At 63.4% G+C, this 22,924-nt stretch carries 24 protein-coding genes; 7 read left to right on the forward strand and 17 right to left on the reverse strand.

Annotated elements, in window-relative coordinates:
* Positions 1-3 precede the first annotated feature (3 nt).
* The 7 genes from ACEOAC_RS00005 to ACEOAC_RS00035 form a co-directional block, all read right to left on the reverse strand.
* The gene (locus ACEOAC_RS00005) at positions 4-729 is read right to left on the reverse strand and encodes an ABC transporter ATP-binding protein (protein WP_006464706.1); all 726 of its coding nucleotides are present in this window, start codon (positions 727-729) and stop codon (positions 4-6) included.
* Between the two features lie 15 nt (positions 730-744).
* Positions 745-1,512, reverse strand: a complete 768-nt coding sequence (locus ACEOAC_RS00010) for an ABC transporter ATP-binding protein (RefSeq protein ID WP_284079431.1) — start codon at positions 1,510-1,512, stop codon at positions 745-747.
* Between the two features lie 15 nt (positions 1,513-1,527).
* Positions 1,528-2,742: an ABC transporter permease subunit gene (locus ACEOAC_RS00015; RefSeq protein ID WP_077235383.1), complete on the reverse strand. Its 1,215-nt coding sequence runs from the start codon at positions 2,740-2,742 to the stop codon at positions 1,528-1,530.
* A 90-nt stretch (positions 2,743-2,832) separates the two neighbouring features.
* Positions 2,833-3,762, reverse strand: coding sequence for a branched-chain amino acid ABC transporter permease (locus ACEOAC_RS00020; RefSeq protein WP_039877283.1), 930 nt, complete (start codon positions 3,760-3,762; stop codon positions 2,833-2,835).
* Between the two features lie 159 nt (positions 3,763-3,921).
* Positions 3,922-4,860 (reverse strand): delta(1)-pyrroline-2-carboxylate reductase family protein, encoded by a 939-nt coding sequence (locus ACEOAC_RS00025; protein ID WP_413444832.1) that lies wholly within the window; start codon positions 4,858-4,860, stop codon positions 3,922-3,924.
* A 25-nt stretch (positions 4,861-4,885) separates the two neighbouring features.
* Positions 4,886-5,896 (reverse strand): trans-3-hydroxy-L-proline dehydratase, encoded by a 1,011-nt coding sequence (gene lhpH / locus ACEOAC_RS00030; RefSeq protein ID WP_413444833.1) that lies wholly within the window; start codon positions 5,894-5,896, stop codon positions 4,886-4,888.
* Positions 5,897-6,157: 261 nt separating this feature from the next.
* On the reverse strand, positions 6,158-7,294 hold the full coding sequence (locus tag ACEOAC_RS00035) for a branched-chain amino acid ABC transporter substrate-binding protein (RefSeq protein ID WP_077234943.1): 1,137 nt from the start codon (positions 7,292-7,294) through the stop codon (positions 6,158-6,160).
* A gap of 371 nt (positions 7,295-7,665) precedes the next feature.
* Here ACEOAC_RS00035 and ACEOAC_RS00040 point away from each other — a divergent pair, with 371 nt between their 5' ends.
* Positions 7,666-8,130: an Lrp/AsnC ligand binding domain-containing protein gene (locus ACEOAC_RS00040; RefSeq protein ID WP_006464875.1), complete on the forward strand. Its 465-nt coding sequence runs from the start codon at positions 7,666-7,668 to the stop codon at positions 8,128-8,130.
* 40 nt (positions 8,131-8,170) lie between these two features.
* Here the strand turns inward: ACEOAC_RS00040 and ACEOAC_RS00045 are convergent, their stop codons facing one another.
* Complete coding sequence (locus tag ACEOAC_RS00045; protein WP_241813693.1) at positions 8,171-9,157, reverse strand: AraC family transcriptional regulator; 987 nt, start codon at positions 9,155-9,157, stop codon at positions 8,171-8,173.
* A gap of 168 nt (positions 9,158-9,325) precedes the next feature.
* Between ACEOAC_RS00045 and ACEOAC_RS00050 the strand changes: the two genes are divergently transcribed.
* Positions 9,326-9,859 carry a carboxymuconolactone decarboxylase family protein gene (locus ACEOAC_RS00050; protein WP_006464877.1) on the forward strand — a complete coding sequence of 178 codons (534 nt, stop codon included), beginning with the start codon at positions 9,326-9,328 and terminating at the stop codon, positions 9,857-9,859.
* Positions 9,860-10,002: 143 nt separating this feature from the next.
* Here the strand turns inward: ACEOAC_RS00050 and ACEOAC_RS00055 are convergent, their stop codons facing one another.
* The 7 genes from ACEOAC_RS00055 to gpmA all read right to left on the reverse strand — a co-directional run bounded on the left by ACEOAC_RS00055 (position 10,003) and on the right by gpmA (position 18,503).
* Entirely contained in the window at positions 10,003-12,069 is a 2,067-nt protein-coding gene (locus tag ACEOAC_RS00055) for a TonB-dependent receptor (protein WP_241813694.1), read from the reverse strand.
* 185 nt (positions 12,070-12,254) lie between these two features.
* Positions 12,255-12,650: a hypothetical protein gene (locus ACEOAC_RS00060; protein WP_006464879.1), complete on the reverse strand. Its 396-nt coding sequence runs from the start codon at positions 12,648-12,650 to the stop codon at positions 12,255-12,257.
* 358 nt (positions 12,651-13,008) lie between these two features.
* Positions 13,009-13,494 carry an RNA polymerase-binding protein DksA gene (gene dksA, locus ACEOAC_RS00065; RefSeq protein WP_174616797.1) on the reverse strand — a complete coding sequence of 162 codons (486 nt, stop codon included), beginning with the start codon at positions 13,492-13,494 and terminating at the stop codon, positions 13,009-13,011.
* A 411-nt stretch (positions 13,495-13,905) separates the two neighbouring features.
* Positions 13,906-14,661 (reverse strand): HesA/MoeB/ThiF family protein, encoded by a 756-nt coding sequence (locus ACEOAC_RS00070; RefSeq protein ID WP_006464882.1) that lies wholly within the window; start codon positions 14,659-14,661, stop codon positions 13,906-13,908.
* 78 nt (positions 14,662-14,739) lie between these two features.
* The gene (locus ACEOAC_RS00075) at positions 14,740-16,236 is read right to left on the reverse strand and encodes a S41 family peptidase (RefSeq protein WP_413444920.1); all 1,497 of its coding nucleotides are present in this window, start codon (positions 16,234-16,236) and stop codon (positions 14,740-14,742) included.
* Positions 16,237-16,239: 3 nt separating this feature from the next.
* The gene (locus ACEOAC_RS00080) at positions 16,240-17,640 is read right to left on the reverse strand and encodes a murein hydrolase activator EnvC family protein (protein ID WP_413628923.1); all 1,401 of its coding nucleotides are present in this window, start codon (positions 17,638-17,640) and stop codon (positions 16,240-16,242) included.
* A 116-nt stretch (positions 17,641-17,756) separates the two neighbouring features.
* The gene (gene gpmA / locus ACEOAC_RS00085; RefSeq protein WP_006464885.1) at positions 17,757-18,503 is read right to left on the reverse strand and encodes a 2,3-diphosphoglycerate-dependent phosphoglycerate mutase; all 747 of its coding nucleotides are present in this window, start codon (positions 18,501-18,503) and stop codon (positions 17,757-17,759) included.
* Between the two features lie 154 nt (positions 18,504-18,657).
* Between gpmA and ACEOAC_RS00090 the strand changes: the two genes are divergently transcribed.
* The 5 genes from ACEOAC_RS00090 to ACEOAC_RS00110 all read left to right on the forward strand — a co-directional run bounded on the left by ACEOAC_RS00090 (position 18,658) and on the right by ACEOAC_RS00110 (position 21,470).
* Positions 18,658-19,071: a rhodanese-like domain-containing protein gene (locus ACEOAC_RS00090; RefSeq protein ID WP_006464886.1), complete on the forward strand. Its 414-nt coding sequence runs from the start codon at positions 18,658-18,660 to the stop codon at positions 19,069-19,071.
* Complete coding sequence (gene grxC / locus ACEOAC_RS00095; RefSeq protein WP_006464887.1) at positions 19,068-19,328, forward strand: glutaredoxin 3; 261 nt, start codon at positions 19,068-19,070, stop codon at positions 19,326-19,328. Before ACEOAC_RS00090 ends, grxC begins: the two co-directional genes overlap by 4 nt.
* 51 nt (positions 19,329-19,379) lie before the next feature.
* Positions 19,380-19,874, forward strand: coding sequence for a protein-export chaperone SecB (gene secB, locus ACEOAC_RS00100; protein ID WP_006464888.1), 495 nt, complete (start codon positions 19,380-19,382; stop codon positions 19,872-19,874).
* A gap of 130 nt (positions 19,875-20,004) precedes the next feature.
* On the forward strand, positions 20,005-20,454 hold the full coding sequence (locus ACEOAC_RS00105; protein ID WP_006464889.1) for an SH3 domain-containing protein: 450 nt from the start codon (positions 20,005-20,007) through the stop codon (positions 20,452-20,454).
* Between the two features lie 11 nt (positions 20,455-20,465).
* Positions 20,466-21,470, forward strand: coding sequence for an NAD(P)H-dependent glycerol-3-phosphate dehydrogenase (locus tag ACEOAC_RS00110; protein ID WP_413444548.1), 1,005 nt, complete (start codon positions 20,466-20,468; stop codon positions 21,468-21,470).
* Between the two features lie 130 nt (positions 21,471-21,600).
* Here the strand turns inward: ACEOAC_RS00110 and ACEOAC_RS00115 are convergent, their stop codons facing one another.
* Together ACEOAC_RS00115 and ACEOAC_RS00120 are read right to left on the reverse strand one after the other, a co-directional pair.
* Positions 21,601-21,855 carry a hypothetical protein gene (locus ACEOAC_RS00115; protein ID WP_006464891.1) on the reverse strand — a complete coding sequence of 85 codons (255 nt, stop codon included), beginning with the start codon at positions 21,853-21,855 and terminating at the stop codon, positions 21,601-21,603.
* 438 nt (positions 21,856-22,293) lie between these two features.
* A complete protein-coding gene (locus tag ACEOAC_RS00120; protein WP_241813697.1) occupies positions 22,294-22,884 on the reverse strand; it encodes a GNAT family N-acetyltransferase in 591 nt (196 codons plus the stop codon).
* Between the last annotated feature and the right edge of the window lie 40 nt (positions 22,885-22,924).

Consider the following 22,924-nt stretch of genomic DNA (forward strand, 5'->3'; position numbering starts at 1 on the left):
GGATCAACCCTCACCCAGGTAAGCCGCCTTGACCCGTGGATCATCCAGCATCTGCTTGGCCTCGCCTTCCATGGTGATCAGGCCGGACTCCATCACGTAACCGCGATGCGCCGCCTCCAGCGCCAGCTTGGCGTTCTGTTCCACCAGCAGGATGGTGATGCCCTGGGCCGACACATTGCGGATCACTTCAAAGATCTTCTCCACCATGATCGGCGACAGGCCCATCGAGGGCTCGTCCAGCAACAGCAGCTTGGGGTGGCTCATCAGCGCGCGCGCCATGGCCAGCATCTGCTGTTCGCCACCCGACAAGGTACCGGCCATCTGCGCGGCACGTTCCTTCAGGCGCGGGAAGACCTCGAACCAGCGGTCGATGTCGGCCTGGATCTGGCCCTTGTCATTGCTGGTGTAGGCGCCCATCAACAGGTTTTCCTGGATGCTCATGCGCGTGAAGACGCCCCGCCCTTCCGGCACCATCGCCAGCTTGTCCTTGACCAGCTCGAAGGACTTCTTGCCCTTGAGCGGATTGCCCATGTAATACACGTGGCCATCTACCTTGCTGCTGGGCAGCGTGCCGGTGATGGCTTTCAGGGTGGTGGTCTTGCCGGCACCGTTGGCACCGATCAGGGTCACCAGTTCGCCTTCGTTGACTTCCAGGGCGATGCCCTTGACGGCCTGGATGCCGCCGTAGGCCACGCTCAGTTGTTCGACTTTGAGGATGTTCGTTGTCATGTTCTGTGGTCTCGCTTAATGGCCTGCGCCCAGGTAGGCTTCGATCACCGCCGGGTTCTTCTGTACGTCGGCCGGTACGCCCTCGGCAATCGGCTTGCCGTAGTCCAGAACCGTGATGCGGTTGCACAGGCCCATCATCAGCTTCACATCGTGTTCGATGAGCAGGATGGTCTTGCCTTCGGCCTGGATCTTCACCAGCAGCTCGCGCAGGCCCAGTTTCTCGGTGGCGTTCATGCCGGCTGCCGGTTCGTCCAGCGCCAGCAGTTGCGGGTCGGTGGCCAGCGCGCGGGCGATTTCCAGGCGACGCTGGTCACCATACGACAGGTGACGCGCCGTGCGCTTGGCGAACTGGCCGATGCCCACGAAGTCCAGCAGTTGCTGCGACTTGGCGCGGATCGCCGCTTCTTCGTCACGGGCTGCCTTGTGGCGGAAGACCGCACCAAACACGTTCTGTTTGGTGCGCACGTGGCAACCGACCATCACGTTTTCCAGCACGGTCATCTCGCCGAACAGGCGGATGTTCTGGAAGGTACGGGCGATGCCGGCCTTCGCCACTTCGTGCGGGGCGCTGGGGCTATAGGGCTTGCCGTCCAGCTCGAAGCTGCCGGTGTCCGGTTGATACAGGCCCGTGATGACGTTGAAGAAGGTGGTCTTGCCGGCACCGTTGGGGCCGATCAGGCCATAGATCTGGCCGCGCTCGATGGTGATGCCCACGCCGTTCAGGGCTTGCAGGCCGCCGAAACGCTTGCTGACGTCGCGGATCTTGAGCAGTGTCTGTGTCATGTTCTGTGCTCCAGCTTAGGCTTTGACTTCGCCGGTCGTACCGACTTTGGTATGGTCCACTTCGGGACGGTCTTCATGGCGCGGCGAGGGCCACAGGCCAGCCGGGCGGGTCAGCATGATGACCACCATGGCCAGGCCGTAGAGCAGCTGGCGCAGCACTTCGGCATCGATCCAGACACGGCCGAAAATGGCCATCTGCAGCGGCTCCACCACGTGGCGCAGCACTTCCGGCAGCGCGGCCAGGATCACGCCACCCAGCACCACGCCGGGGATGTGACCGATGCCGCCCAGCACCACCATGGCCAGCACGGCGATGGATTCGGTCAGCGAGAAGGATTCCGGCGACACAAAACCCTGGAAGGCGCCGAACATGGCACCGGCCACGCCACCGAAGGAGGCGCCCATGGCGAAGGCCAGCAGCTTGACGTTGCGGGTGTTGATGCCCATCGCCTTGGCGGCGATCTCGTCTTCGCGGATGGCCACCCAGGCACGGCCCAGGCGCGAGTCCTGCAGGCGCACCGAGAAGAAGATCACGAAGATGCACAGCACCAGGAACAGGTAGTAGTAGGCATTGACCGAGGGCAGGCTCATGCCGAAGACCTTCACCATCGAACCCGAACCGGGCTCGCCGGCCAGCGAGACGCCAAAGACGCGGATCGGGTCGATCAGGTTGATCCCCTGCGGGCCGTTGGTGATGTTGACCGGGGCGTTCAGGTTGTTCATGAAGATGCGGATGATCTCGCCGAAGCCCAGGGTCACGATGGCCAGGTAGTCACCGCGCAGCTTCAGGGTCGGGGCCCCCAGCAGCGCGCCGAAGATGGCGGCCAGCACGCCCGAGATCGGCACGATCAGCCACAGCGAGAGGTGGATGCCGTTCTGCACGATCTGCGGACCATACAGCCAGACCAGGAAGTTGCCGACGTCGGGATAGGTATTGACGAAGGACTCGATCACCGCCGCGAACTGCGGCGAGGCCAGCAGGCCTGCGGTATAGGCGCCGATGGCGTAGAAGGCGATGTAGCCCAGGTCCAGGAGGCCGGCGAAGCCCACCACCACGTTCAGGCCCAGGGCCAGCATGATGTAGAGCAGTGCCATATCCATGATGCGCACCCACGAATTGCCGAAATGCTGGGCAATCATGGGGAAGATGATCATCAGCGCCAACAGCGCCAGCAGGCTGATGCGCGCCTGCTGCGGGTTGCGCTTCATGTCGAAGGTCATGAGAGCCATAGTGTTCTCTTCCGATTCTCTAAGTTCTGTTTTTTTAAACTTTTAAGGTTTTATGTCTTCAAGGTGTGCAAGGCATGCACACCTTGAAACTCAAGCCCGATCCGCCACGCGCTCGCCCATGATCCCGGAGGGGCGCAGGGTCAGCACGATGATCAGCACGATGAAGGCGAAGATGTCCTGGTAGTTGCTGCCCAGGAAGTTGCCGGTCAGGTCGCCGATGTAGCCAGCACCGAGGCTTTCGATCAGGCCCAGCAGGATGCCGCCCAGCATGGCGCCGTAGATGTTGCCGATGCCGCCCAGCACCGCCGCCGAGAAGGCCTTCAGGCCGGGCACGAAGCCCATGGCGAACTGCGCGGTGGAATAGTTGGCCGCCCACATCACGCCGGCAATGGCCGCCAGGGCCGCGCCGATGGCGAAGGTGACGATGATGACGCGGTTGGCGTCCACGCCCATCAAGCCGGCGATGCGCGGGTTCTCGGCGGTGGCGCGCATGGCGCGGCCCATCTTGGTCTTTTCCACGATCAGCACCAGGCCGATCATGGCGGCCAGCGCCAGGATCAGCAGCATGATCTGGGTCGGCGAGATCAGGGCACCGGCGATGTGCACCGGGTCGGACGGCATGACCTGCGGGAATGGCAGGGGGCTACGGCCCCAGATCATCATGGCGAAGGTCTGCAGCAGGATCGACACGCCGATGGCGGTGATCAGCGGCGCCAGGCGCGGTGCATTGCGCAGCGGGCGGTAGGCGATGCGTTCGATCAGGAGACTGACCACGATACACACCGGGATCGCACCGACGATGGCGATGATCAGCTTGACGATGCCCGGCAGGTCCGGTGCCACATGCTGCACCAGTTTAAGCAGCGACAGGCCCACCATGGCCCCCACCATCAGGATGTCGCCGTGGGCAAAGTTGATCAGGTTCAGCACCCCGTACACCATGGTGTAGCCCAGGGCGATCAGTGCGTACATGCTGCCTAGCACCAATCCGTTGATGATCTGCTGGATGAAAATGTCCATGAAACGGTGTCTCCTTGTGGAGGATGATTTATATGAAAAACTGCAAAAGGGGAATGCGAAAAAAAGACGAAAAAAAGAGGAACAACAGCCGCAAGGAAAACCGCAATCGCATAAAACCGTAAATTATTTATCAAATTTCCTGCGATTGCACGTTCAGTTTCAGAGCCCCAAGGTTTGACGCATCACGCGCGCAGCAGCCAGGTCCCATGACGCCTGGCCCACGGTCTTGAACACCGGCAGTGCCCCGTCCTTGTGCAGCGTGGCGGCCGGCGCCTTGCCGGCCAGCACGTCGGCGATGCCCACCACCTGCGCCCAATCGACCTTGGCCTGGATCAGATCACCCGCCTCGTGGTGCGATCCGGGCAGGTCATCGACGACGATGCGACGGGCATGCAACAGCGTGGCCGGGAACTCCACCATGTCAGGCTTGAAGGCCCCCACGCCAATGGCCAGGGTATCCGCTGCGATCCCTTCGGGGATCACCGCCACACGCGAGGTGGTCATGGCGATCACCACGTCGGTGCGCGGCAATTCCTCCTGCAACATCCGTGCCGGGAGCGGACTGGCCACGGCCTGCGGATGACGTTCGCTGATAGCGCGGCAGAAAGCCTGGGTGCGTTCGAGGTCGCGTGCGGCGACCCAGAATTGCGATACGCCGAAATACTCGACCAGGGCATCGGCGTGGGCGGCGGCCTGGGCACCGGTGCCGATCAGCAGTGCCGATTGCGGCTTGCGCGGCAACAGGGTGCGTATGCCCAGCATGCTCATGGCGGCGGTGCGACGGCCCGTGACGGTGGGACCATCCATGAGCGCCAGGCGGCGGCCGGTATGGGTGTCGAAGGCGATGACCTCGCCCTGGATCGCGGGCAGGTGATGGCGCGCATTGTCGGCGTGGACGGTGATCAGCTTGGTCACCGAGAGGTCCTCGGCAATGGCCGGCATGCCCAGCAGGACGCTGGCGGCATCGATGGGAACGACCTGGCGTTCGGGCGCGCGGATGGCGCCGCTGGCCAGTTCCTGCGCGGCGCGTGCCAGGGCATCGACCAGGGCCGCATAGGGCAGCGCCTGGGCGCTCTGGTGGGGGTCGAGGATGTGCATGGAAGTCCTGTCTCGAAGGGGGCGCTCAGCGCAGGAAGAAGCCGGTCGGGAAGGGATCGGACTCTTCCAGCACCCATTGGTTGGTGCTCATGATGTGGGCGTGGCCGCTGACTTCGGTGAGTGCGCCATCGAAGTCGCCGACCTTGGTGGCGGCAGTCACGCGCACGCCGAAATTGCTGCCGACGATGCTGCCGTTGACGTAGCCCTGGTTCAGCGCCAGCTGTCCGCGCAGGAACAGTTGGGCGGCGCGGCCGGAGGTACCGGTGCCGGTGGGCGAGCGGTCCACCTCGCGGTCGGCGAAGATGCAGACATTGGATTGATCGGCACCGGGGAAATTGGGTTCGCTGTCGATGATGGTGCCGTACAGCGTATTGAGGCCGGGCTCCAGCGGATGCTGGATGGCGACCTTGGCGATGACGGCGGCCTTGGTCTCGGCGCCCAGCTGGATCAGCTGGCGCACCAGTTCGGGCTTGACGGTCAGACCGGCCTGGGCGGCGTTGATGTAGTAGTAGAAGGCGCCGCCGAAGACGATGTCGCCGGTGATCTTGCCAAAGCTGGGGGTCTGTACCTCGACATCGCGACGATAGATGAAGGCCGGTACGTTGTTGAAGCTGACCTTGCCGGCACGCACACCGTCCCACTCGACGAAGGCTTCGATGAAGCCGGCCGGGGCATCGAAGCAGATGCGGGTCTGCGGCTGCGTGCGCTCGACGTAACCCATTTCTACCAGCACCTTGCCCAGGGCGATGATGCCGTGGCCGCACATGTCGCTATAGCCTTCGTTGTGGATGAAGATGACGCCGAAGTCGGCACCGGCGGTGACCGGCGGCAGGAGGTAGGCGCCATACATGTCGGCGTGGCCGCGCGGCTCGTTCATGAGGAAACAGCGCAGGTCGTCGCGGTGTTCGCGCAGCCAGGCGCGCTGCTGCAGGATGGTGCCGGCGGGGATCTTGGGCAGGCCGGAGACGACGATGCGCAGCGGTTCGCCGCCGGTGTGGGCATCGATGGTCTGGACGGTACGGGTGTAGCTGAGCATGTGACTTCCTTCCGGGTATGCTGCGCGCCGCCAAAGGCACAGCCTAACACTGTGCCGCGCCGGCCGCCGAAATGGCCCGCCTTGCAGCCTCAAGCTGGGCACAGGCGGGGTACAAGCGGGGCCAAGCGGGTGCGACAAACCGCTCCCGAGCCGGCCTGGGCCGGCGGGAAGCGGGAATGTGCAACTCTGGAGCGGGGTAAGGGACGCCTGGCGCGCCGCCCGCAAAAGCGGGCGGCTGGATCAGGCCGTCTGGCGGACCGATCAGTAGCTGGTCAGGGGGACCGGCAGGCCGTCCTTGAAGCGATAGACGGTCACGGGCGATTGCTTCAGGTCGTGGTTGGCGTCGAAGTCGTACTGACCGGCCACGCCCTTGTAGCTGATCTTGGCCAGGGCCGGGCCGAAGGCCTTGGGCTCGATGGAGTTGGCCTGCTTCATGGCCTGGGCGATCAGCATCATGCCGTCATAGAACGAGACCGCATAGGTTTCGGCAGGACGGCTGTACTTCTTCTGGTAGTCGTCGGCGAAGATCTTGCCGTCCTTGGCCTTGTCCAGCATGGTGCCGCCTTGGGTACAGTAGACGGTCTCGCCAATGGCGTCGCCACCCAGACGACCCATTTCCGGCGAGCAGATGCCGTCGCCGCCCATCAGGGGGACGTCGATGCCCAGTTGCTTCATCTGGCGCTTGATCGGGCCGCCTTGCGGAGCGTAGCCACCGAGGAACACGGCGTCGGGCTTCTTGCCCTTGATCGAGGTCAGGATGGCGGTGAAGTCGGTGGCCTTGTCGTTGGTGAAGTCCTTGCTGACCACTTCGATGCCGTTGGCCTTGGCGACCTTGGCGAATTCCTCGGCCAGGCCCTGGCCGTAGGCGGTGCGGTCATCGATCACGGCCACGCGCTTGAGCTTGAGCTCCTTGGCTGCGTACAGGGCCATCTTGCCGCCCAGTTGGCTGTCGCTGGCGGCCACGCGGAACAGGGTGGCAAAACCTTGCTGGGTGATCTTGGGGTTGGAGGCGACGGTGGCCACCACGATGCCGGCATCGTTGTAGACGCGCGAGGCGGGGATGGTCACGCCCGAGTTGTAGGGACCGACGATGGCCTTGACACCCTGGTCAGCCAGCTTCTGTGCCACGGCCACGCCCTGCTTGGGATCGGCCTGGTCGTCTTCGGCGATGACTTCGAACTTGATCTTCTTGCCGCCCACGGTGATGGGTTGCGCATTCAGACGCTCGACTGCCATCATCAGACCGCCCTGGTTGTCCTTGCCGGCTGATGCCTGGGGACCGGTCAGGGGGCTGGAGAAACCGATCTTCACGACCTGCGCTTCTTGCGCCATGGCGAAGGCGGGGATCAGCGCCAGCGAGGCTGCGATGATGTTGAGTCCGGAGACGCGCTTGAACATGGGGTGTTTCCTCTCTTCTAGAAAGTCAGACTGCGGTTGGTGATTGCATTGAAAACGCTGGAAAAGCAGGATTTGCGCCACCCCGCGCCTTGTGGGCGCGGGTGATGCAATTCCGTTGATGCTGTACTTTCTGCGAATACAGGGGTAAGCGCAGGCAAGCCCTGGCAAAACAAAACTCGTCAACACTCTGGCCGAGATACTGCTGTCATCCGCGCAGAAGGCCGTTTCCGGCGCTTCATGCCCGCATTACGTTGTGTTTTTTATGAGGGAGGATTCTATTGACTCTTCCTTGATATTAGGCGCGTTTATTCCCTTTATAATCAGAATAAAATTCACTCTAAATTTTTTTAACTGAATAAAGTTCAGAAACCATGGCCGGACTCGACAAGATCAGCAAGAAAATTCTGGCGGAGCTGCAAAACGACGGTCGCATCAGCAACGTCGATCTCGCCGCCCGTGTGAACCTGTCGCCGGCAGCCTGCCTGGAACGGGTGCGCAAGCTGCAGGAGGCAGGCTATATCCTGGGTTTTGCGGCGCAGTTGAATCCGGAATTGCTCGATGTGTCGCTGCTGGTGTTCATCGAGGTGGTGCTGGACCGCACCACGCCGGATGTCTTCGCCGAGTTCAAGAAGAGCGTGCAGAGCATTCCCGAGATCATGGAATGCCACATGGTGGCGGGCGGCTTCGACTATCTGGTCAAGTCGCGGGTCAAGGATATGAATGCCTATCGAGAATTCCTGGGCAAGTCGCTGCTGCAGCTCAAAGGCGTGCGCGAGACGCATACCTATGCGGTGATGGAAGAGGTGAAGAACACCATCCGCCTGCCGATCCGCTGAATCCCTCCGCCCCTCCGCCGCCCCTCCTCCTCCCCCTGCGCTAGCCCCTGCCCTCTTCTCCCGCCGCCTCTGCGGCCCTGCTCCTGCGCCGGTAGGCACCCGGCCCGAGTCCGCTGTATTTCTTGAAGACGCGATTGAAGGCCGCTTCCGACTGATAACCCACTGCTTCGCCGATCTGTGCCGTGCCCATTTTGCTGTAGCTCAAGAGGCGGGCGGCGCGCGCCATGCGCAACTGCAGCAGAACCTCACCGGGTGTGGTGCCGCCCACTTCCTGGAAGCGTCGCACGAAGGTGGCACGTGACATGTGGCACAGGCCGGCCAGGCGCGGCAGCGGCCAGTCCTCCTGGGGTGATTCCAGCATGGCCTGCATCGCGCTCTGCAAGACCGGATGCGCCAGCAGCGCCAGCAAACCCGGTTGTGGACCGCCCCGTGCCAGCCAGGCGCGCAGGGCCAGGCCGAACAGGGCCGCTGCCAGCCCGGCCACCACGGCCTGGGCGCCGGAGCGCAGTTCGCCCTGTCCATCGGCGCCGCCGCATTCGTTGCGCAACAGCGTGGCCAGCGTGCGCAGGCCATCGCCTTCGGGCAGTTCGGCGCTGCGCACCAGCAGCAGCTCGGGCAGGGCCTGCATCAGAGCGTTGGAATGCGGGGCCTCGAAATGAAATTGTCCACAGAGGAAATCGGAGAGAGGCTGGCTGCCTCCGCCCTGGTCGTCGTTGACATGCAGCGTGACCGGCGCCGCCGTGCTGCCCAGGCGCACAGGACTGGCCTGGGTGGCAGGGGTGGCGGGAGCGATGGAGAGATGGTGGGCGGCGCCACGGGTGAGGATCACCAGGTCGCCGGCCTGCAGGGTCAGGGCTTCGCTATCGGGCAGTTGCAGTTGGGCCTGCCCTTCCAGAATGAAGTGATAGGGGGCCACCCCGGTGGGCAAGGCCGGATTGGGCAGGTCCCAGGGCTGGCCGAAGCGGCAGCGGATATCCAGCCCGGCTCGCACGGGGTGGAGAGAGAGGAGACGACTGAGCGCGTCCATCGGTGGATTCCTTCAACGAATTCAGGGTGGTTGAGTTTTTTGAGCAATTTTAAGTCATTTTCAAGCATTCATAATTTCAAGCTACAGGCCTACAGTACATCCATGCGCAACACGGCACTCACGGCAATCCCGCCAACGCCGGCGCTAACCTCTCACAGGAGAACTGTCATGCCCCGTCTTACCACTACCCCCGTTACCGAAGCCACCGGCCAGGCCGCCCAACTGTTTGCCGCCATCAAGTCGGCTGTCGGCATGGTGCCCAATGCCTACGCCGGCATCGGCTCGCTCAGCCCGGTCGCCCTGGAATCGGCCCTGCATCTGGATGGCGCTCTGCGCAAGAGCAGCCTGTCGGCCCAGGAAATCGAAGCCATCAAGCTGGCCGTGAGCGAAAAGGCCGGTTGCGATTACTGCCTGGCGGCGCACTCGCTGATGGGCAAGAAGGTCGGTCTGTCGGCCCAGGCCATCCAGGGCGTGCGCCACGGCCAGGCCTCCGGCGACGACAAGCTGGACGTGCTGGCCGATTTCGCCCGCCTGCTGGTGGGCAGCAGCGGCACCGTCGAGGCCGACGTGGTGGCACGCGTGCGGGCTGTCTATAGCGATGCGCAGATCGTCGATACCCTGCTGGCCGTGACTGCGATCACCTTCACCAACCTGTTCAACCGTGTGAACGACACCGTTCTGGACTTCCCGCCGGCACCGTGATGCGGCCCGGGGCGCAAAAAAAGCCCGGCGCCTCCTTGCGGAGACGGCCGGGCAAGCCGCGCTGGCGGGAGGCGCAGTCTCCCGCTCGCACTGGAGGGGCCAGCGGATCCGGGTCCGCTGGCCTGTCGGTCGTGGATCAGCGATCAGAAGGCGCTGCGCACCCCCACGATGAAGTTGCGGCCACCCAGTGGCACCGATTCACGCAGCACCGAGGTGGACAGGCGGATGTCCTGGTTCAGGAGATTGCGCGCCAGGGCGAACCAGGTCAGCTTCACGCCATTGAGGCGCTGGGTGTAGGACAGGTTGGCGTCCAGCTGGGTATAGGACGGGGTCTCGTAGTTTTCGAAGGAGGCCAGTCGATCCTGCTTCTGGGCACGCAACACCTTCACGCCGCTGGCCCAGGGGCCGGTCTTGTAGGCCATCTCGACGCCATAGCGGGTGGCCGGCTGCAGGGGCAGGTTGCCGAGGCTATCGAGGGTGCCACGCGAGGTGTCGGCAAAGACCCGGCTGGAGAGGCCTTCGCCGTTCCAGTTGTAGCTGACCTCGGCTTCCACGCCACGGATGGTGGCGTCGGCCTGCGACCAGAAGCGCTGGGTGAATTCGCCGGTGGGATCTGCAGCACCGCTGTCATCGACCTGGCCGTTGGTACGGCCGTAGATGTAGTTGTTGACCTTGTTGCGGAAGACATTGCCCTTCCAGCGCACCAGGCCTTCGGTCTTCTGCAGACTCAGTTCGATGTTGTGTGAAGTTTCCTTCTTCAGCTGGTTATCGCCGATGTCGAAGGTGGCGGTCGATTCGTGCGGGCCGTTGGAGTACAGCTCTTCCACCGTCGGTGCGCGTTGGGCGAACGAATAGGTCAGGCCCAGGCCATAGCCCGGCTGGAAGCTCCACAGGGCACCGGTGGACCAGGACAGCAGGCTGAAGTCCCGTCCTGGCAGGCCGCTGCCACTGTCGGGACTGCGCTTGACACTCTCGCCGCGCAGGCCGCCGCTGACCAGCACCTGGCCGAACTGGCGTTCTTCGACCAGGAAGCCGGCAAACGAGGTGGAACGGGTCGGCGGAGTCAGTTCGGCCGCGCCGGTGTCGGCCGACAGGGCCGAGTAATTGCTCTGCTCGGTCTGTATGCCGAAGGTACCGTGCCAACCGGCCAGCGGTGCGTGGGTCAACTCCCAGCGGGTCTGCAGGGCGCGGTTGGCAAACACCGTGGCGGGGGTGCCATCCTGCTCCTTTTCGATATGGGTGTAATCGGTATAACCCATGCGGAAGCGGAATTTCTCGATGCCGGCAAACGGGTTGTTGACGACGGTGTCGAGGTCGTAGCGGTTCTGGTGCAGGTCGATGAAGGACATTTCATCGGTGGGGATGCCGTAGTGATCATCCAGGGTTGCCGCCGACAGGCCGATATAGCCCCAGTTGGCGACGTAGGAAATGCCGGCCCCCAGGCTGGTCTCGTGGGTGAAGGAATTGGGCAGGCGACCGGAGGCGCTGGCGGTATCGCCCTGGCGCGCATTGCCGGGGATCTTGTAGTTGTCGGTGTCGCGATAGTTGCCGTCCAGGTGCAGGCCGATCTGGCCGGCCGAGGTGTCCAGCGAGAAGGAGCTGTTCTTTTCGCCGTCCACGGTGCCGTAGCGGGCTTCGACGGTGCCGGTGGGCTTGCCCACCAGTTCGGTCGGGATGCGGTCATTGACCACGTTGACCAGGCCGCCGATGGCGCCCGAACCGTACAGCAGCGCGGCCGGGCCACGCAGGATTTCGATCTGGCGCGCAGTGGCGGCTTCGGTGGCGACGGCGTGGTCGTTGGAGACGGTGGAAACATCGGAGACGCCCATGCCGTTCTGCAGGATCATCACGCGCGGGCCTTCCATGCCGCGGATGATGGGACGCGATGCACCGGCGCCGAAGGCCGAGGCCGACACGCCCAGTTCGCCGGAGAGAGTGTCGCCCAGGGAGTTGCCGAGCTTGTTGCGCAGTTCGTCGCCGGTGATCACCTTGGCGGGCGCGAGCACCTGCACGTCTTCCTGTGATGCGAAGGGGGTGGCGGTGACGACGATGGGTTGCAGGGGCGCTGGTGCGGGCGCAGCCGGCGGGGTGGAGGCCAGCGCGGCGGAGTCAGTGGTGGTCGCAGAGGTGGTCTGGGCCGTAGCGGACATGGACCAGGCAGCCAGGGCGGTGAGGACGGCCGAAGCAATGAGTTGGCGTTGGAAAGCCATTGTGAATTCCTTGTTTTGCGCGAGGCGCTGCCTGTCCTGTTCTGGTGGAGACAGGCGGCGCGGATACACCGGCCGTCAGCACGCGCCCGTACGCAGGCGCCTCGTCAGGGACGAGGGCGCGCGGCATACGGAGGCGCGAGGGACAACCGGCAACCAGTCAGATGGGTCTTGCGAGGGGAAGGAATTCAGCGCGGCGGGGCGCGGGAGGAGAAATGGCAGTTGAGCGGGGCGTCCCACGAGGAGAACGCCAGCCACAGGGCCAGCACGCGTAGCGGCGGCAACAGCGGCAAGGGAGGGAAACTGAAATGGACACCGGCCGACAGGGCTGCGGCATCGTAGGCGACGCAGGAGTGATGCAGGTCGTGGGCATGGGGACCGTGCACATGCGCATCCTGACCGGTACTGACCGAGGCCGGCTCGGCTTCGTCGAAGAGGGCGTCGCTGATCAGCGAGTGCACCGTGCCCGGTGCCCAGCCCGCGTGCGCGATGCCGTGGACAAACCCCAGCATCTGCGCGAACAGCAACGACATCGCCAGCATGGCAATGACGGTGAAGCTACGCAGGGAACGCAGTCGGTTCATGGAACGGATCGGCAAGTGGACGACAGGGCTGCAAACACACGCAACACAAAACAGGGCAGAGGCGGGCAGACCAGTGCAATACGGATGACGCAACAGCTTCGACCGCGTTTGCAGCTTTTGCAGCTTTTTCAGGGGCTACTGACGATGAACTGAAGGTACTGACATCGAACACCCTGCAATGCCGCTCAACATGCAGTACTACCGGTCGTCTTTAAATTCGGATATGAAGGATTCTACCCCGTGGCTCATAGCTGGCCAGTCCGAAAAACCGGGGTCAATGATCCTGCACCGGCAACACGGGCTGCCGGCGCCATGCCTGGCCGCGTCGCGGCACAGGCTTCATCCTGCGGGGCGGGGATCAGTCGCCGTAGAGCTTCTGCTTCAACTCGCGGCGTTGCTGCGCTTCCAGCGACAGGGTCGCGGTCGGGCGCGCCAGCAGACGCGGGATGCCGATCGGTTCGCCGGTCTCTTCGCACCATCCGTACTCGCCGTTGTCGATGGACACGATGGACTGCTGCACCTTCTTGAGCAGCTTGCGTTCACGGTCACGGGTACGCAGTTCGAGGGCGTGTTCTTCCTCGATGGTGGCGCGGTCGGCCGGATCCGGCACCAGCACGGTTTCGCGCAGGTGTTCGGTGGTTTCATCCGCGTTCTTGAGCAGATCCTTTTCCAGCTGCTGGAGACGGGCCTTGAAGAAAGCAAGCTGCGCTTCGTTCATGTAGTCCTTCTCGTCCATCTTGAGGATTTCTTCCTCGGTCAGCAACTGCGCTGCAGGGGTAGTTTTGGGAGTCTTGGTTGCCACTTCGCTTACTTTCAATACTACGGGTTTTTCAACTATATCCATTATCCCGGCTGATACTTGGCTGCCGGAACAGGTCGCTTTTGAATCCACTTCCCTAGCCGCGTGGGCACCTCTTCGATTGACGTTGACGCTCGGTGGGGCCGTTGCGGGATCTCCGGGCTGGCCTGCAGGCCGATGGCGTACGCTTTTTCGCGGTCAAGGATTGTACACCAACGATTCCGGATGCCAAGCCTCGGGCACAACAGGATCCTGACCTCGGGCAGCGACGCGCCGGCGGCGCGGTGGTTCATGGAGCGGTTCATGACTCCCCTTTGACGGGCAAGGCGGGGCGGGCTGATCGCGCTTATGAATTATGGTCGTTCCGAACATCAGCCTGGCTTGATGCCGCGTAGCAATTGCATTGCAACATCCAACCGAGTTTATACCAGAAGACCGGGCAGCAAGCTACGGCGCTCAGTCGTGCCGCTGCGCGCAGACCGGGCACTGGTGGTCGCGGCCCACGGTGATCGAGGTCCATTCCATCTCCCGGGCGTCCAGCAGCAGCAGGCGCCCGGCCAGGGAGCGACCGATGCCGGCCAGCAGCTTGATGGCCTCGGCCGCCTGCATGGTGCCGATGATGCCGACCAGCGGCGAGAACACGCCCATGGTGGAACATTGCACTTCCTCGAACTCGCGCTCGGGCGGGAACAGGCAGGCATAGCAGGGGGCCTTTTCCTGGCGGCTGTCGAAGACGCTGACCTGGCCGTCGAAGCGGATGGCCGCACCCGAGACCAGCGGCACACCGGCCGCCACGCAGGCGCGGTTGACGGCGTGGCGGGTGGCGAAGTTGTCGCTGCAGTCCAGCACCACATCGGCATCGGCCACCAGCGCCTGCAGGCGCTCGCCCTCGACCCGCTCGGCCAGTGCCGTGACCTGCACACCGGGGTTGATCTGCTGCAGCGCCTCGCGACCGGAGTCGACCTTGGGCTGGCCGACGCGCGCGGTGGTGTGCATGATCTGGCGCTGCAGGTTGGTCAGGTCCACCGTGTCATGGTCGACCAGGGTGATATGGCCCACGCCGGCCGAGGCCAGGTACATGGCCGCCGGCGAGCCCAGCCCGCCGGCGCCGATCACCAGGGCATGCCCCTGCAGCAGCCGGGTCTGGCCCTCGATGTCGATCTCGTCGAGCAGGATGTGGCGCGAATAGCGCAGCAGCTGTTGGTCATCCATGGTCAGGTCGTGTCTCGTTCCAGTAATGAAAAAGGGCCGCTAGCTAGCGGCCCGGTGTGCCAGCCCGAGGGCGGCGGATTACTTGGTGGAGTCGATCTTCTCGGCCGGCGCCTTGTTGTCCTTGCGCTCGTCCTTGACCGGGGTGGCGTTCTTGCCCTCTTCGTTGCGCACTTCCGGCTTGGCATTGGAGACCTTCACCGGCAAGCCCTTGAGGTGGTTCAGGGCTTGTCCCAGCTGGAAGTCGTCCTTGCTGCCGAATTCCAGCGGCTTGCGCTTCTTCTCGGCGGCGATCAGGCGTTCTTCCGACTGCTCGTCCAGGGCTTGCGCCTTCACTTCGGCCGACTTGTCGGTGTCGTTGGAGAGGTGCTTGGACAGGTCGGCTTCACGCAGGCGCAGGCCGTTCAGGCCATCGCCATCGGGGAATTCGTCCACCATGATGTCCGGCACGATGCCACGGGCCTGGATGGAACGACCCTTGGGCGTGTAGTAGCGGGCGGTGGTCAGCTTGACGGCGGTGTTCTTTTCCGGCGGCAGGGCGATCACCGACTGCACCGAACCCTTGCCGAAGGACTGGGTACCCATGATGGTGGCGCGCTTGTAATCCTGCAGGGCGCCGGCCACGATTTCGGAAGCCGAGGCCGAGCCGCTGTTGATCAGGACCACCATCGGCACCTTCTTGATGGCATCCGGCAGGCGCGACAGCGGGTCCGACAGCGGGTTGGCGGCGTAGTATTCGCGCTTGGCGTAGAACGTCTGCTTGGAGCTGGGCAGCTGGCCGTTGGTGGACACCACCACCGAATCCTTGGGCAGGAAGGCTGCAGCCACGCCGATGGCGCCCGGCAGCACGCCGCCCGGATCGTTGCGCAGGTCCAGCACGATGCCCTTCAGGTTGGGTTCCTGGGCGTAGATGGCGGCCAGCTTCTTGGACATGTCGTCCACCGTCGGCTCCTGGAACTGGGTCACGCGCAGCCAGGCGTAACCGGGTTCGATGACCTTGGACTTGACGCTCTGCACGCGGATCTCCTGACGGGTGATGGTCAGGATGATGGGCTTGTCCTCTTCCTTGCGGGCGATGGTCAGGGTGATCTTGGTGTTGGGTTCGCCGCGCATCTTCTTGACGGCTTCATCCAGGGTCAGGCCCTTGACCGGGGTGCTGTCCAGGCGGGTGATCAGGTCACCGGCCTTGATCCCGGCGCGGAAGGCCGGCGAATCCTCGATCGGGGAGATGACCTTGACGTAGCCATCTTCCATGCCGACTTCGATACCCAGGCCGACGAACTTGCCCATGGTGCCTTCGCGCAGTTCCTTGTAGGCCTTCTTGTCCAGATAGGCGGAGTGCGGATCAAGCGAGGCGACCATGCCGGAAATGGCTTCGGTCAGCAGCTTCTTGTCGTCGACCTGCTCGACGTAATCCGACTTGATGAGGCCGAATACGTCGGCCATCTGGCGCAGCTCCTCCAGGGGCAGCGACGCCGTTGCATTCTTCTGCGCGATGGCGTCGAACTGAATCATCGCGGTGGCGCCTGCCACCATGCCCAACCCGATCAAACCGATATTCTTGAGTTTGCTGCCCATGTGTCACCTAGTAGTTACCCACCCCAGTGGGTCGAATGCGCGGCCTTGATACCGCATTTCAAAGTATAAACCCGATTGCTCGTTACCGCCGCTGTTGCCTGCAGTAGCAATAGTGTCGCCCGCTTTTACCACATCGCCGGCACGTTTGAGCACCGACTGGTTGTTGCCATAAATCGTCATGTACTGATTGCCGTGATCCACGATGATCAGATTGCCGAAGCCGCGCAACCAGTCCGCGAAGACCACCCGGCCGGCCGCCACGGCGCGCACTTCCGAGCCTTCGTGGGCGCGGATGAACAGGCCCCGGCTGGTCGGTCCCTCACCCCGGCGACTGCCGAATTTCGATGTCAGGTCACCCTTGACCGGCAGGTGCAGCTGGCCGCGCAGGCTGGCGAAGGGCTTGCCGAAATTGTCCGACTGCGGCTCGGGCAGGGTGTCGTTGCGCGCCAGGGTGGTGCTTTGCGGCGGTTCGTCATCGTCGATGGCGTCGGCCGGGTCGGGCTGCTTCGGTACCGGCTTGCCCTCCCTGGCGGCCCGTGCCGCTTCGGCGGCGCGCTCGGCCGCCCGGGCGCGCTGTTCAGCCAGTCGCTTCTCGCGTTCGGCCCTGGCTTTGGCCAATTGTTCCTGGCGCCGCTTTTCGCGGGCTTCGGCTTCGGCCTTTTTCTGCTGTTCGATGATCTGCGCCAGCTTGTCCACCAGACTGGAGAGACGCTGCTGGTCCTGCTCGATGCGACCGACCTCCTGGCGCTGGGCATTGAGCTTGGTGGAGAGCTGCGACAACAGGGTCTGGCGACGGCCCTTTTCGCGCTCCAGGACCTTCTTCTGTTCCAGTTCTTCCTGGGCGATTTCTTCCAGTTCGTACTTGGCGTTCTGGGTGTCGGCCTTGTTGGCGCGGATGGCCTGCTGGTTGGCGCGCAGGGTTTCGATCAACCTGGCCTGGGCCTGGGAGACATAGCCCATGTACTGCAATTCACGGTTGATGCGATTGGGGTTGTCCCCGGAGAGCAGCAACTTGATACGATCTTCATTACCGGCCACGTACTGCTCGCGCAGCAGCCTGGAAAGCTGGGCCTGCTGGGCGTTGACCAGGGCGGTGAGCTCATTGAGCTGCTTGACCAGTTGTGCCAGGCGGGACTCGGTTTCCTGCTGTTCCTGGGCCAGGTCGCGCAGGGAACGATTGGCCTTGGAGATGGCCTGTTCGGAGACGGCCAGCGCGTCGGCGGCGTTGTCCTTGGCGGTTTCGGTCTGGTCGATGTCGCGCTTGAGGCTGGTCAGGCGCTGCTGCAGGTCGGCCCGTTCCTTCTCGGCGGCCTGCTTTTGCCTGGTCCGTTCGGTGATCGGCTGGGCCTGGGCTGCAGACAGTGCCAGCCACAGGCACGCCAATCCGGCCAGTGCGTGGACCAGCGGGCGCAAACGTCCCCGCAGCGCGTCGGCCAACGGGTCGGGGCGCGCCGGTGCTGTGCACTTGCCGGGAACGGGCGCGGCCAGTGCGGCCGGCGCCTTGCTGGAGAAACGCAGTTTTATTTCGACTTCCCTTGATTGGCCACGGCCTTGAGTGCTGCCTCGATGGCGGACTGGTCACCCAGGTAGTAGCTCTTGATGGGCTTCAGGTCGGCGTCCAGCTCATAGACCAGCGGCTGGCCGTTGGGGATGTTCAGGCCGACGATGTCGTTGTCGCTGATGCCGTCGAGGTACTTGATCAGGGCGCGCAGGCTGTTGCCGTGGGCGGAGATGATGATCTGCTTGCCGGCGCGGATGGCCGGGGCGATGGAGTCGTTCCAGGCCGGCAGCACGCGGGCCACGGTGTCCTTCAGGCATTCGGTCAGCGGCACCTGTTCGCGCGAGAGGCCGGCGTAGCGGGCGTCGCCGAAGGCATCGCGCTCTTCGCCCGGGGTCAGCGGGTTGGGCGGGGTGTCGTAGCTGCGACGCCAGACCAGCACCTGCTCGTCGCCATACTGGGCGGCGGTTTCGGCCTTGTTCAGGCCTTGCAGGGCGCCGTAGTGGCGTTCGTTCAGGCGCCAGTCGTTCTTGATGGGGATGTACATCTGGTCCATTTCATCCAGCGTGGTCCAGAGGGTGCGGATGGCGCGCTTCAACACCGAGGTATAGGCCAGGTCGAAGGAGAAACCGGCTTCCTTGAGCAGCTTGCCGGCCTGGCGGGCTTCGGCCACGCCTTTTTCGGTGAGGTCGACATCGACCCAGCCGGTGAAGCGGTTGGCCAGGTTCCAGGTCGATTCGCCGTGGCGCATGAATACGATTTTGTACATAGCGGGACTAGTTTTGATGATGGAGAAAGCGGTGCGGTTGCCCCAAGGTCGACTACGCGAGACCGGGTGCAGACCTTAGACTGTTCGGTCCGGATGCAAACCACGAATGCTTCTATTTTATAATGCCGGGATTCAGTAAACTCATTGGACTGCCGTGAAATTCATCATCGACAATATTTTCCTGATCGCCCTGGCCTTGGTCTCTGGCGGTACCCTGCTGGTTCCCTACCTGCAACAGCGTGGCAACAAGCTCAGCCTGCTACAGGCCACGCAGATGCTCAACCAGGGCAAGGTGCTGGTGCTGGACGTGCGTGAACCGGAACAATTCGCCGCCGGCCACCTGCGCGAAGCCCGCAATATCCCTCTGAAGGAGTTGCCGCAGCGCATCGGCGAACTGGACAAGATGAAGGGCCGTCCGGTCATCGTGGTCTGCAAGAACGGCACCCAGGCCAATCGCGCCGAGGGTTCGCTCAAGAAAGCCGGTTTTACCGAGGTCTACGGCCTGCATGGCGGCATCGACGCCTGGCAGGGCCAGGGCCTGCCGCTGACCACCAAGGAGGCAAAATGAGCGCCCCGGTCACGATGTACTGCACCGCCGTATGCCCGTATTGCATGATGGCCGAGCGCTTGCTCGCCAGCAAGGGGATCACGCAGATCGACAAGATCCGCGTGGACCTCGAACCTCAACAGCGCGAGCTGATGATGCAAAAGACCGGCCGCCGCACCGTGCCACAGATCTATATCGGCGACACCCATGTCGGCGGATTTGACGATCTGAACGCAATGGACCGCGCCGGCAAGCTGGACCCGCTGCTGCAAGCCTGACGCCAGGGCAGCAAACCTCCCCTATCGATTCACCGAACCTGAAAGAGATCCATGTCGGAACAGAACCAAGAAGCCCAAGAGCAACCCGTTTTCCAGATCCAGCGCGTCTACCTGAAGGATCTGTCGCTGGAACAGCCGAATTCGCCGGCCATCTTCCTCGAACAGGAAGCCCCCTCGATCGAAGTGTCGGTGGACGTCGGTGCCGAGGCGCTGGCTGAAGGCGTCTTCGAATCGACCGTGACCATCACCGTGACCGCCAAGGTCAAGGACAAGGTCGCCTTCCTGGTCGAGGGCAAGCAAGCCGGCATCTTCGAGATCCGCAACGTGCCCGCCGAACAGCTGGACCCGCTGCTGGGCATCGGCTGCCCCAACATCATCTACCCGTACCTGCGCGCCAACATCGCCGACGCCATCACCCGCGCCGGTTTCCCGCCGGTGCACCTGGCCGAGATCAACTTCGAGGTGTTCTACCAGCAGCGCCTGCAGGCGCTGGCCGAGCAGCAAGGCGCGACCCTGGTCAACAACGGCTCCACCGCCGTCAACTGATCCGGTTTCACCATCCTGCTTTCAGCACTTGTCCGCCTGCCGGACGGCCGCTCCCCTGCGGCCTGCCGGCACGACACCAAGCCGCCGCAGCCCACGCTGCGGCGCTTTCCCTTCTGCGGAGACTTTCTCAATGAAACGCCTGTCCCTGATTCTTTCCGCCACCCTGCTCGGCGCCTTCATGGCCAAGGATGCCCTGGCCCTGGACTTCAAGTCGGTCGGTGCGGCCCCCGCCATCATGTACGACGCCCCTTCCGAGAAAGGTCGTCGCGTCTACGTTGCGCCGCGTGGCATGCCGGTGGAAGTGGTCTTGACCTATGGCGAATGGAGCAAGGTGAGGGATGCCGCCGGGACTCTTTCCTGGGTCCAGTCCAAGACACTCACGCCCAAGCGCATGCTGGTGGTGTCGGCGACCAACGCCCGCGTCTTCAATGCGGCCGATGAAAGCAGCCCGGTGGTCTTCAGCGCCGACAAGTCGGTCCTGCTGGAAATGCTGGAGAGCCCCAACAACGGCTGGGTCAAGGTGCGCCATCGCGATGGCCAGAGCGGCTTCGTGAAGGCCGGCGACGTCTGGGGCGACTGAACGGACCTGCCATGAAGATCACCATTCTGGGCGCCGGCGCATGGGGAACCGCGCTGGCCATCCCGCTGGCGCGCAAGCATCAGGTCGTGCTGTGGGGCCGCAATGCCCAGGCCATGCAGGAAGCCGACCAGCAGCGCGAAAACCGCCTCTACCTGCCCGGATTTGCACTGCCGCCGGAGCTGCAGGTCGGTTCCGATTTCGACGCCGCCGTACGGCACGTCTGCGCCGACCCAGCCGAGTCGCTGCTGATCGCCGCCTCGTCGGTCTCCGGCCTGCGTGAACTGGCCGGCCATCTGCGCCATCACGCGATTCCCAACCTGGTCTGGCTGTGCAAGGGGCTGGAAGAAGGTACGCGCCTGTTGCCGCATCAGGTTGTGCAGGAGGTCCTGGGCAGCGACCTGCCGGCCGGCGTGCTGTCGGGGCCGTCCTTTGCGCAGGAAGTGGCGCGCGGCCTGCCTTGCGCGCTGACCATCGCCGGTGCCGACGCTGCCCTGTGCGAGCGCGTGGTCAGGGCCGTACATGGCAACAATATCCGCATCTATTCCAGCGATGACCTGGTGGGGGTGGAGATTGGTGGTGCGGTCAAGAACATCCTGGCCATCGCCACGGGCGTGGCCGATGGCCTGCAACTGGGATTGAATGCCCGCGCTGCGCTGATCACCCGCGGTCTGGCAGAAATCACCCGGCTGGGGGTGGCGCTAGGCGGGCGTCCCGAGACCTTCATGGGACTCTCGGGCGTGGGTGACCTGATCCTGACCTGCACCGGCGACCTCTCCCGCAACCGTCGCGTGGGGCTGGGGCTGGCGCAGAACAAGAAGCTGGAAGATATCGTGACCGAGCTGGGTCACGTTGCCGAAGGCGTGCGCTGTGCACAGGCGGTGCGCGCACTGGCACGCGAAAAAGGCATCGACATGCCGATCACCGATGCAGTGGCGGCGGCCCTGTTCGATGGCGTGTCGGTGCAGGAAATGGTCGCCCGGCTGCTGGCACGGGACCCGCGCGAGGAAAATCTCTAGACCTGGACCTCCAGGCTTGGCCCCCAGGGCTGCGTGGCGAAAATTCAGAAAACCTCACGCCAGCGGCCCATGCTGGAGAAAATGACAGCCGGAGCAGACCTGCCTCCGGCTGTTTTTCATTGTGCAGGCATCAACGCGCGATGATGTCGCTTTCCATCTTGGGACGTTTGAAGCGCTGGGGCGAACCGCCCTCCAGCGCGTCATCCATCTGCTTGGAGATCTTGTCGTAACGCGCGTTGCAATCATCGTCCTGATGTACCGCCTCGGCACCCTTGAGGCGCTTGGCCAGGCGGGAAGTACGCGCTTCCCCGCCCATGACGTATTGTTGGGCGGCGCGGCCGGCGTGGTTATTGTTCGTGGTCTTGTTGCGTTGTATGGCTTGCATCGTATTTCCTCTTACGTCGCTGACGCTCAACGTTCTCCCGTCCTGAGTTTTTTTCGGGAGAACACGCAGCGCCCCGGAAGATGTTGCTTGCTGCCTGATTCCGGGAAACTGCTCCAGATACACAAAGCGCTACGTTTCTTGACAGCGCTTTAGCTATGTAACGCCCGAGCAGCGATTTGGAATACGTGAAAAGTCAGTATTTTGTCAGCCAAATCGAAATTACTTCACGACAATCTTTTTATGCGGCCCCGCAAAAACGGCGCAAACCCGCAGCCATCAAGGCTGACAGCGCTGTCAGAATGGACGGGATTGTGCAGGTTTTCTGACCAAAGACTGATCAAAAATTTTGTTGCGAAACGTATCTTTATTTCAGTTCAGACGACGAAAAAGCGACAGAAAATTACCTGCCGGCATTTTTATCGGGGGATGCGACAGGGGTCAGGTATGCACCGGTACCGGCCGTCCCAGGTCGCTTGGGACCAGTGAAAAGACGGTGGCATCGCGTGGCTCGCCATGAAAGACCAGGCGATTGCGGGCCAGGCATTCCAGCGTCGCCCCGGTTTTCTCCGCGACCCGCTGGCTGCGCAGATTGCCGGCCTGGGCCACGATCTCCAGGCGGGTGAGGCCGGTCTTGGCAAAGGCGAAGGCGGCCGCGGCCCGGGCCGCCACGGCGGCGATGCCGCGGCCGGTATAACCTTCACGGATCCAATAGCCCAGGTTGGCCATCTGGTTCAGCTGGCTGACCTGATTGACGGCAACCGACCCGATCACCAGGCCATTGGTGCGATCGATGATGTTGAAGTCATAGGCAGCATGGACCTGCCATTGCTCGATGGCGCGCTGCAGGAACAGCTTGGCGTCGACCAGGCTGTAATCCGGGGTGCACCAGGCCTCCCACTGACTGATCGCCTGCATCGATTGGCGCACGGCGTCGAACAATGCCGGCGCTTCGCGCAAACCCAGGGGGCGCACTTCGATGGCCCGGTCGCAATAGATGATCTGCCGTTCGCGGTCGATGGGGTGGAGCATGCTTGCCAGGGTTACCCAGGGTGAAAAGTGTGAGTGATCT

It is taken from the genome of Herbaspirillum frisingense (assembly GCF_047325095.1).
In the GTDB taxonomy this organism is placed as follows: domain Bacteria; phylum Pseudomonadota; class Gammaproteobacteria; order Burkholderiales; family Burkholderiaceae_D; genus Herbaspirillum; species Herbaspirillum frisingense.

What these genes read in the sequence shown, in the direction of transcription:
- secB (WP_006464888.1), top strand. Translation starts at nt 19,380, where the DNA reads ATGTCGGAACAGAACCAAGAAGCCCAAGAGCAACCCGTTTTCCAGATC.
- ACEOAC_RS00055 (WP_241813694.1), bottom strand. Translation starts at nt 12,069, where the DNA reads ATGGCTTTCCAACGCCAACTCATTGCTTCGGCCGTCCTCACCGCCCTG.
- ACEOAC_RS00025 (WP_413444832.1), bottom strand. Translation starts at nt 4,860, where the DNA reads ATGCACATCCTCGACCCCCACCAGAGCGCCCAGGCGCTGCCCTATGCG.
- ACEOAC_RS00010 (WP_284079431.1), bottom strand. Translation starts at nt 1,512, where the DNA reads ATGACACAGACACTGCTCAAGATCCGCGACGTCAGCAAGCGTTTCGGC.
- lhpH (WP_413444833.1), bottom strand. Translation starts at nt 5,896, where the DNA reads ATGCTCAGCTACACCCGTACCGTCCAGACCATCGATGCCCACACCGGC.
- gpmA (WP_006464885.1), bottom strand. Translation starts at nt 18,503, where the DNA reads ATGTACAAAATCGTATTCATGCGCCACGGCGAATCGACCTGGAACCTG.
- ACEOAC_RS00105 (WP_006464889.1), top strand. Translation starts at nt 20,005, where the DNA reads ATGAAACGCCTGTCCCTGATTCTTTCCGCCACCCTGCTCGGCGCCTTC.
- ACEOAC_RS00060 (WP_006464879.1), bottom strand. Translation starts at nt 12,650, where the DNA reads ATGAACCGACTGCGTTCCCTGCGTAGCTTCACCGTCATTGCCATGCTG.
- dksA (WP_174616797.1), bottom strand. Translation starts at nt 13,494, where the DNA reads ATGGATATAGTTGAAAAACCCGTAGTATTGAAAGTAAGCGAAGTGGCA.
- ACEOAC_RS00035 (WP_077234943.1), bottom strand. Translation starts at nt 7,294, where the DNA reads ATGTTCAAGCGCGTCTCCGGACTCAACATCATCGCAGCCTCGCTGGCG.
- ACEOAC_RS00115 (WP_006464891.1), bottom strand. Translation starts at nt 21,855, where the DNA reads ATGCAAGCCATACAACGCAACAAGACCACGAACAATAACCACGCCGGC.
- ACEOAC_RS00020 (WP_039877283.1), bottom strand. Translation starts at nt 3,762, where the DNA reads ATGGACATTTTCATCCAGCAGATCATCAACGGATTGGTGCTAGGCAGC.
- ACEOAC_RS00070 (WP_006464882.1), bottom strand. Translation starts at nt 14,661, where the DNA reads ATGGATGACCAACAGCTGCTGCGCTATTCGCGCCACATCCTGCTCGAC.
- ACEOAC_RS00015 (WP_077235383.1), bottom strand. Translation starts at nt 2,742, where the DNA reads ATGGCTCTCATGACCTTCGACATGAAGCGCAACCCGCAGCAGGCGCGC.
- ACEOAC_RS00075 (WP_413444920.1), bottom strand. Translation starts at nt 16,236, where the DNA reads ATGGGCAGCAAACTCAAGAATATCGGTTTGATCGGGTTGGGCATGGTG.
- ACEOAC_RS00045 (WP_241813693.1), bottom strand. Translation starts at nt 9,157, where the DNA reads ATGGACGCGCTCAGTCGTCTCCTCTCTCTCCACCCCGTGCGAGCCGGG.
- ACEOAC_RS00005 (WP_006464706.1), bottom strand. Translation starts at nt 729, where the DNA reads ATGACAACGAACATCCTCAAAGTCGAACAACTGAGCGTGGCCTACGGC.
- ACEOAC_RS00110 (WP_413444548.1), top strand. Translation starts at nt 20,466, where the DNA reads ATGAAGATCACCATTCTGGGCGCCGGCGCATGGGGAACCGCGCTGGCC.
- ACEOAC_RS00050 (WP_006464877.1), top strand. Translation starts at nt 9,326, where the DNA reads ATGCCCCGTCTTACCACTACCCCCGTTACCGAAGCCACCGGCCAGGCC.
- ACEOAC_RS00040 (WP_006464875.1), top strand. Translation starts at nt 7,666, where the DNA reads ATGGCCGGACTCGACAAGATCAGCAAGAAAATTCTGGCGGAGCTGCAA.
- grxC (WP_006464887.1), top strand. Translation starts at nt 19,068, where the DNA reads ATGAGCGCCCCGGTCACGATGTACTGCACCGCCGTATGCCCGTATTGC.
- ACEOAC_RS00120 (WP_241813697.1), bottom strand. Translation starts at nt 22,884, where the DNA reads ATGCTCCACCCCATCGACCGCGAACGGCAGATCATCTATTGCGACCGG.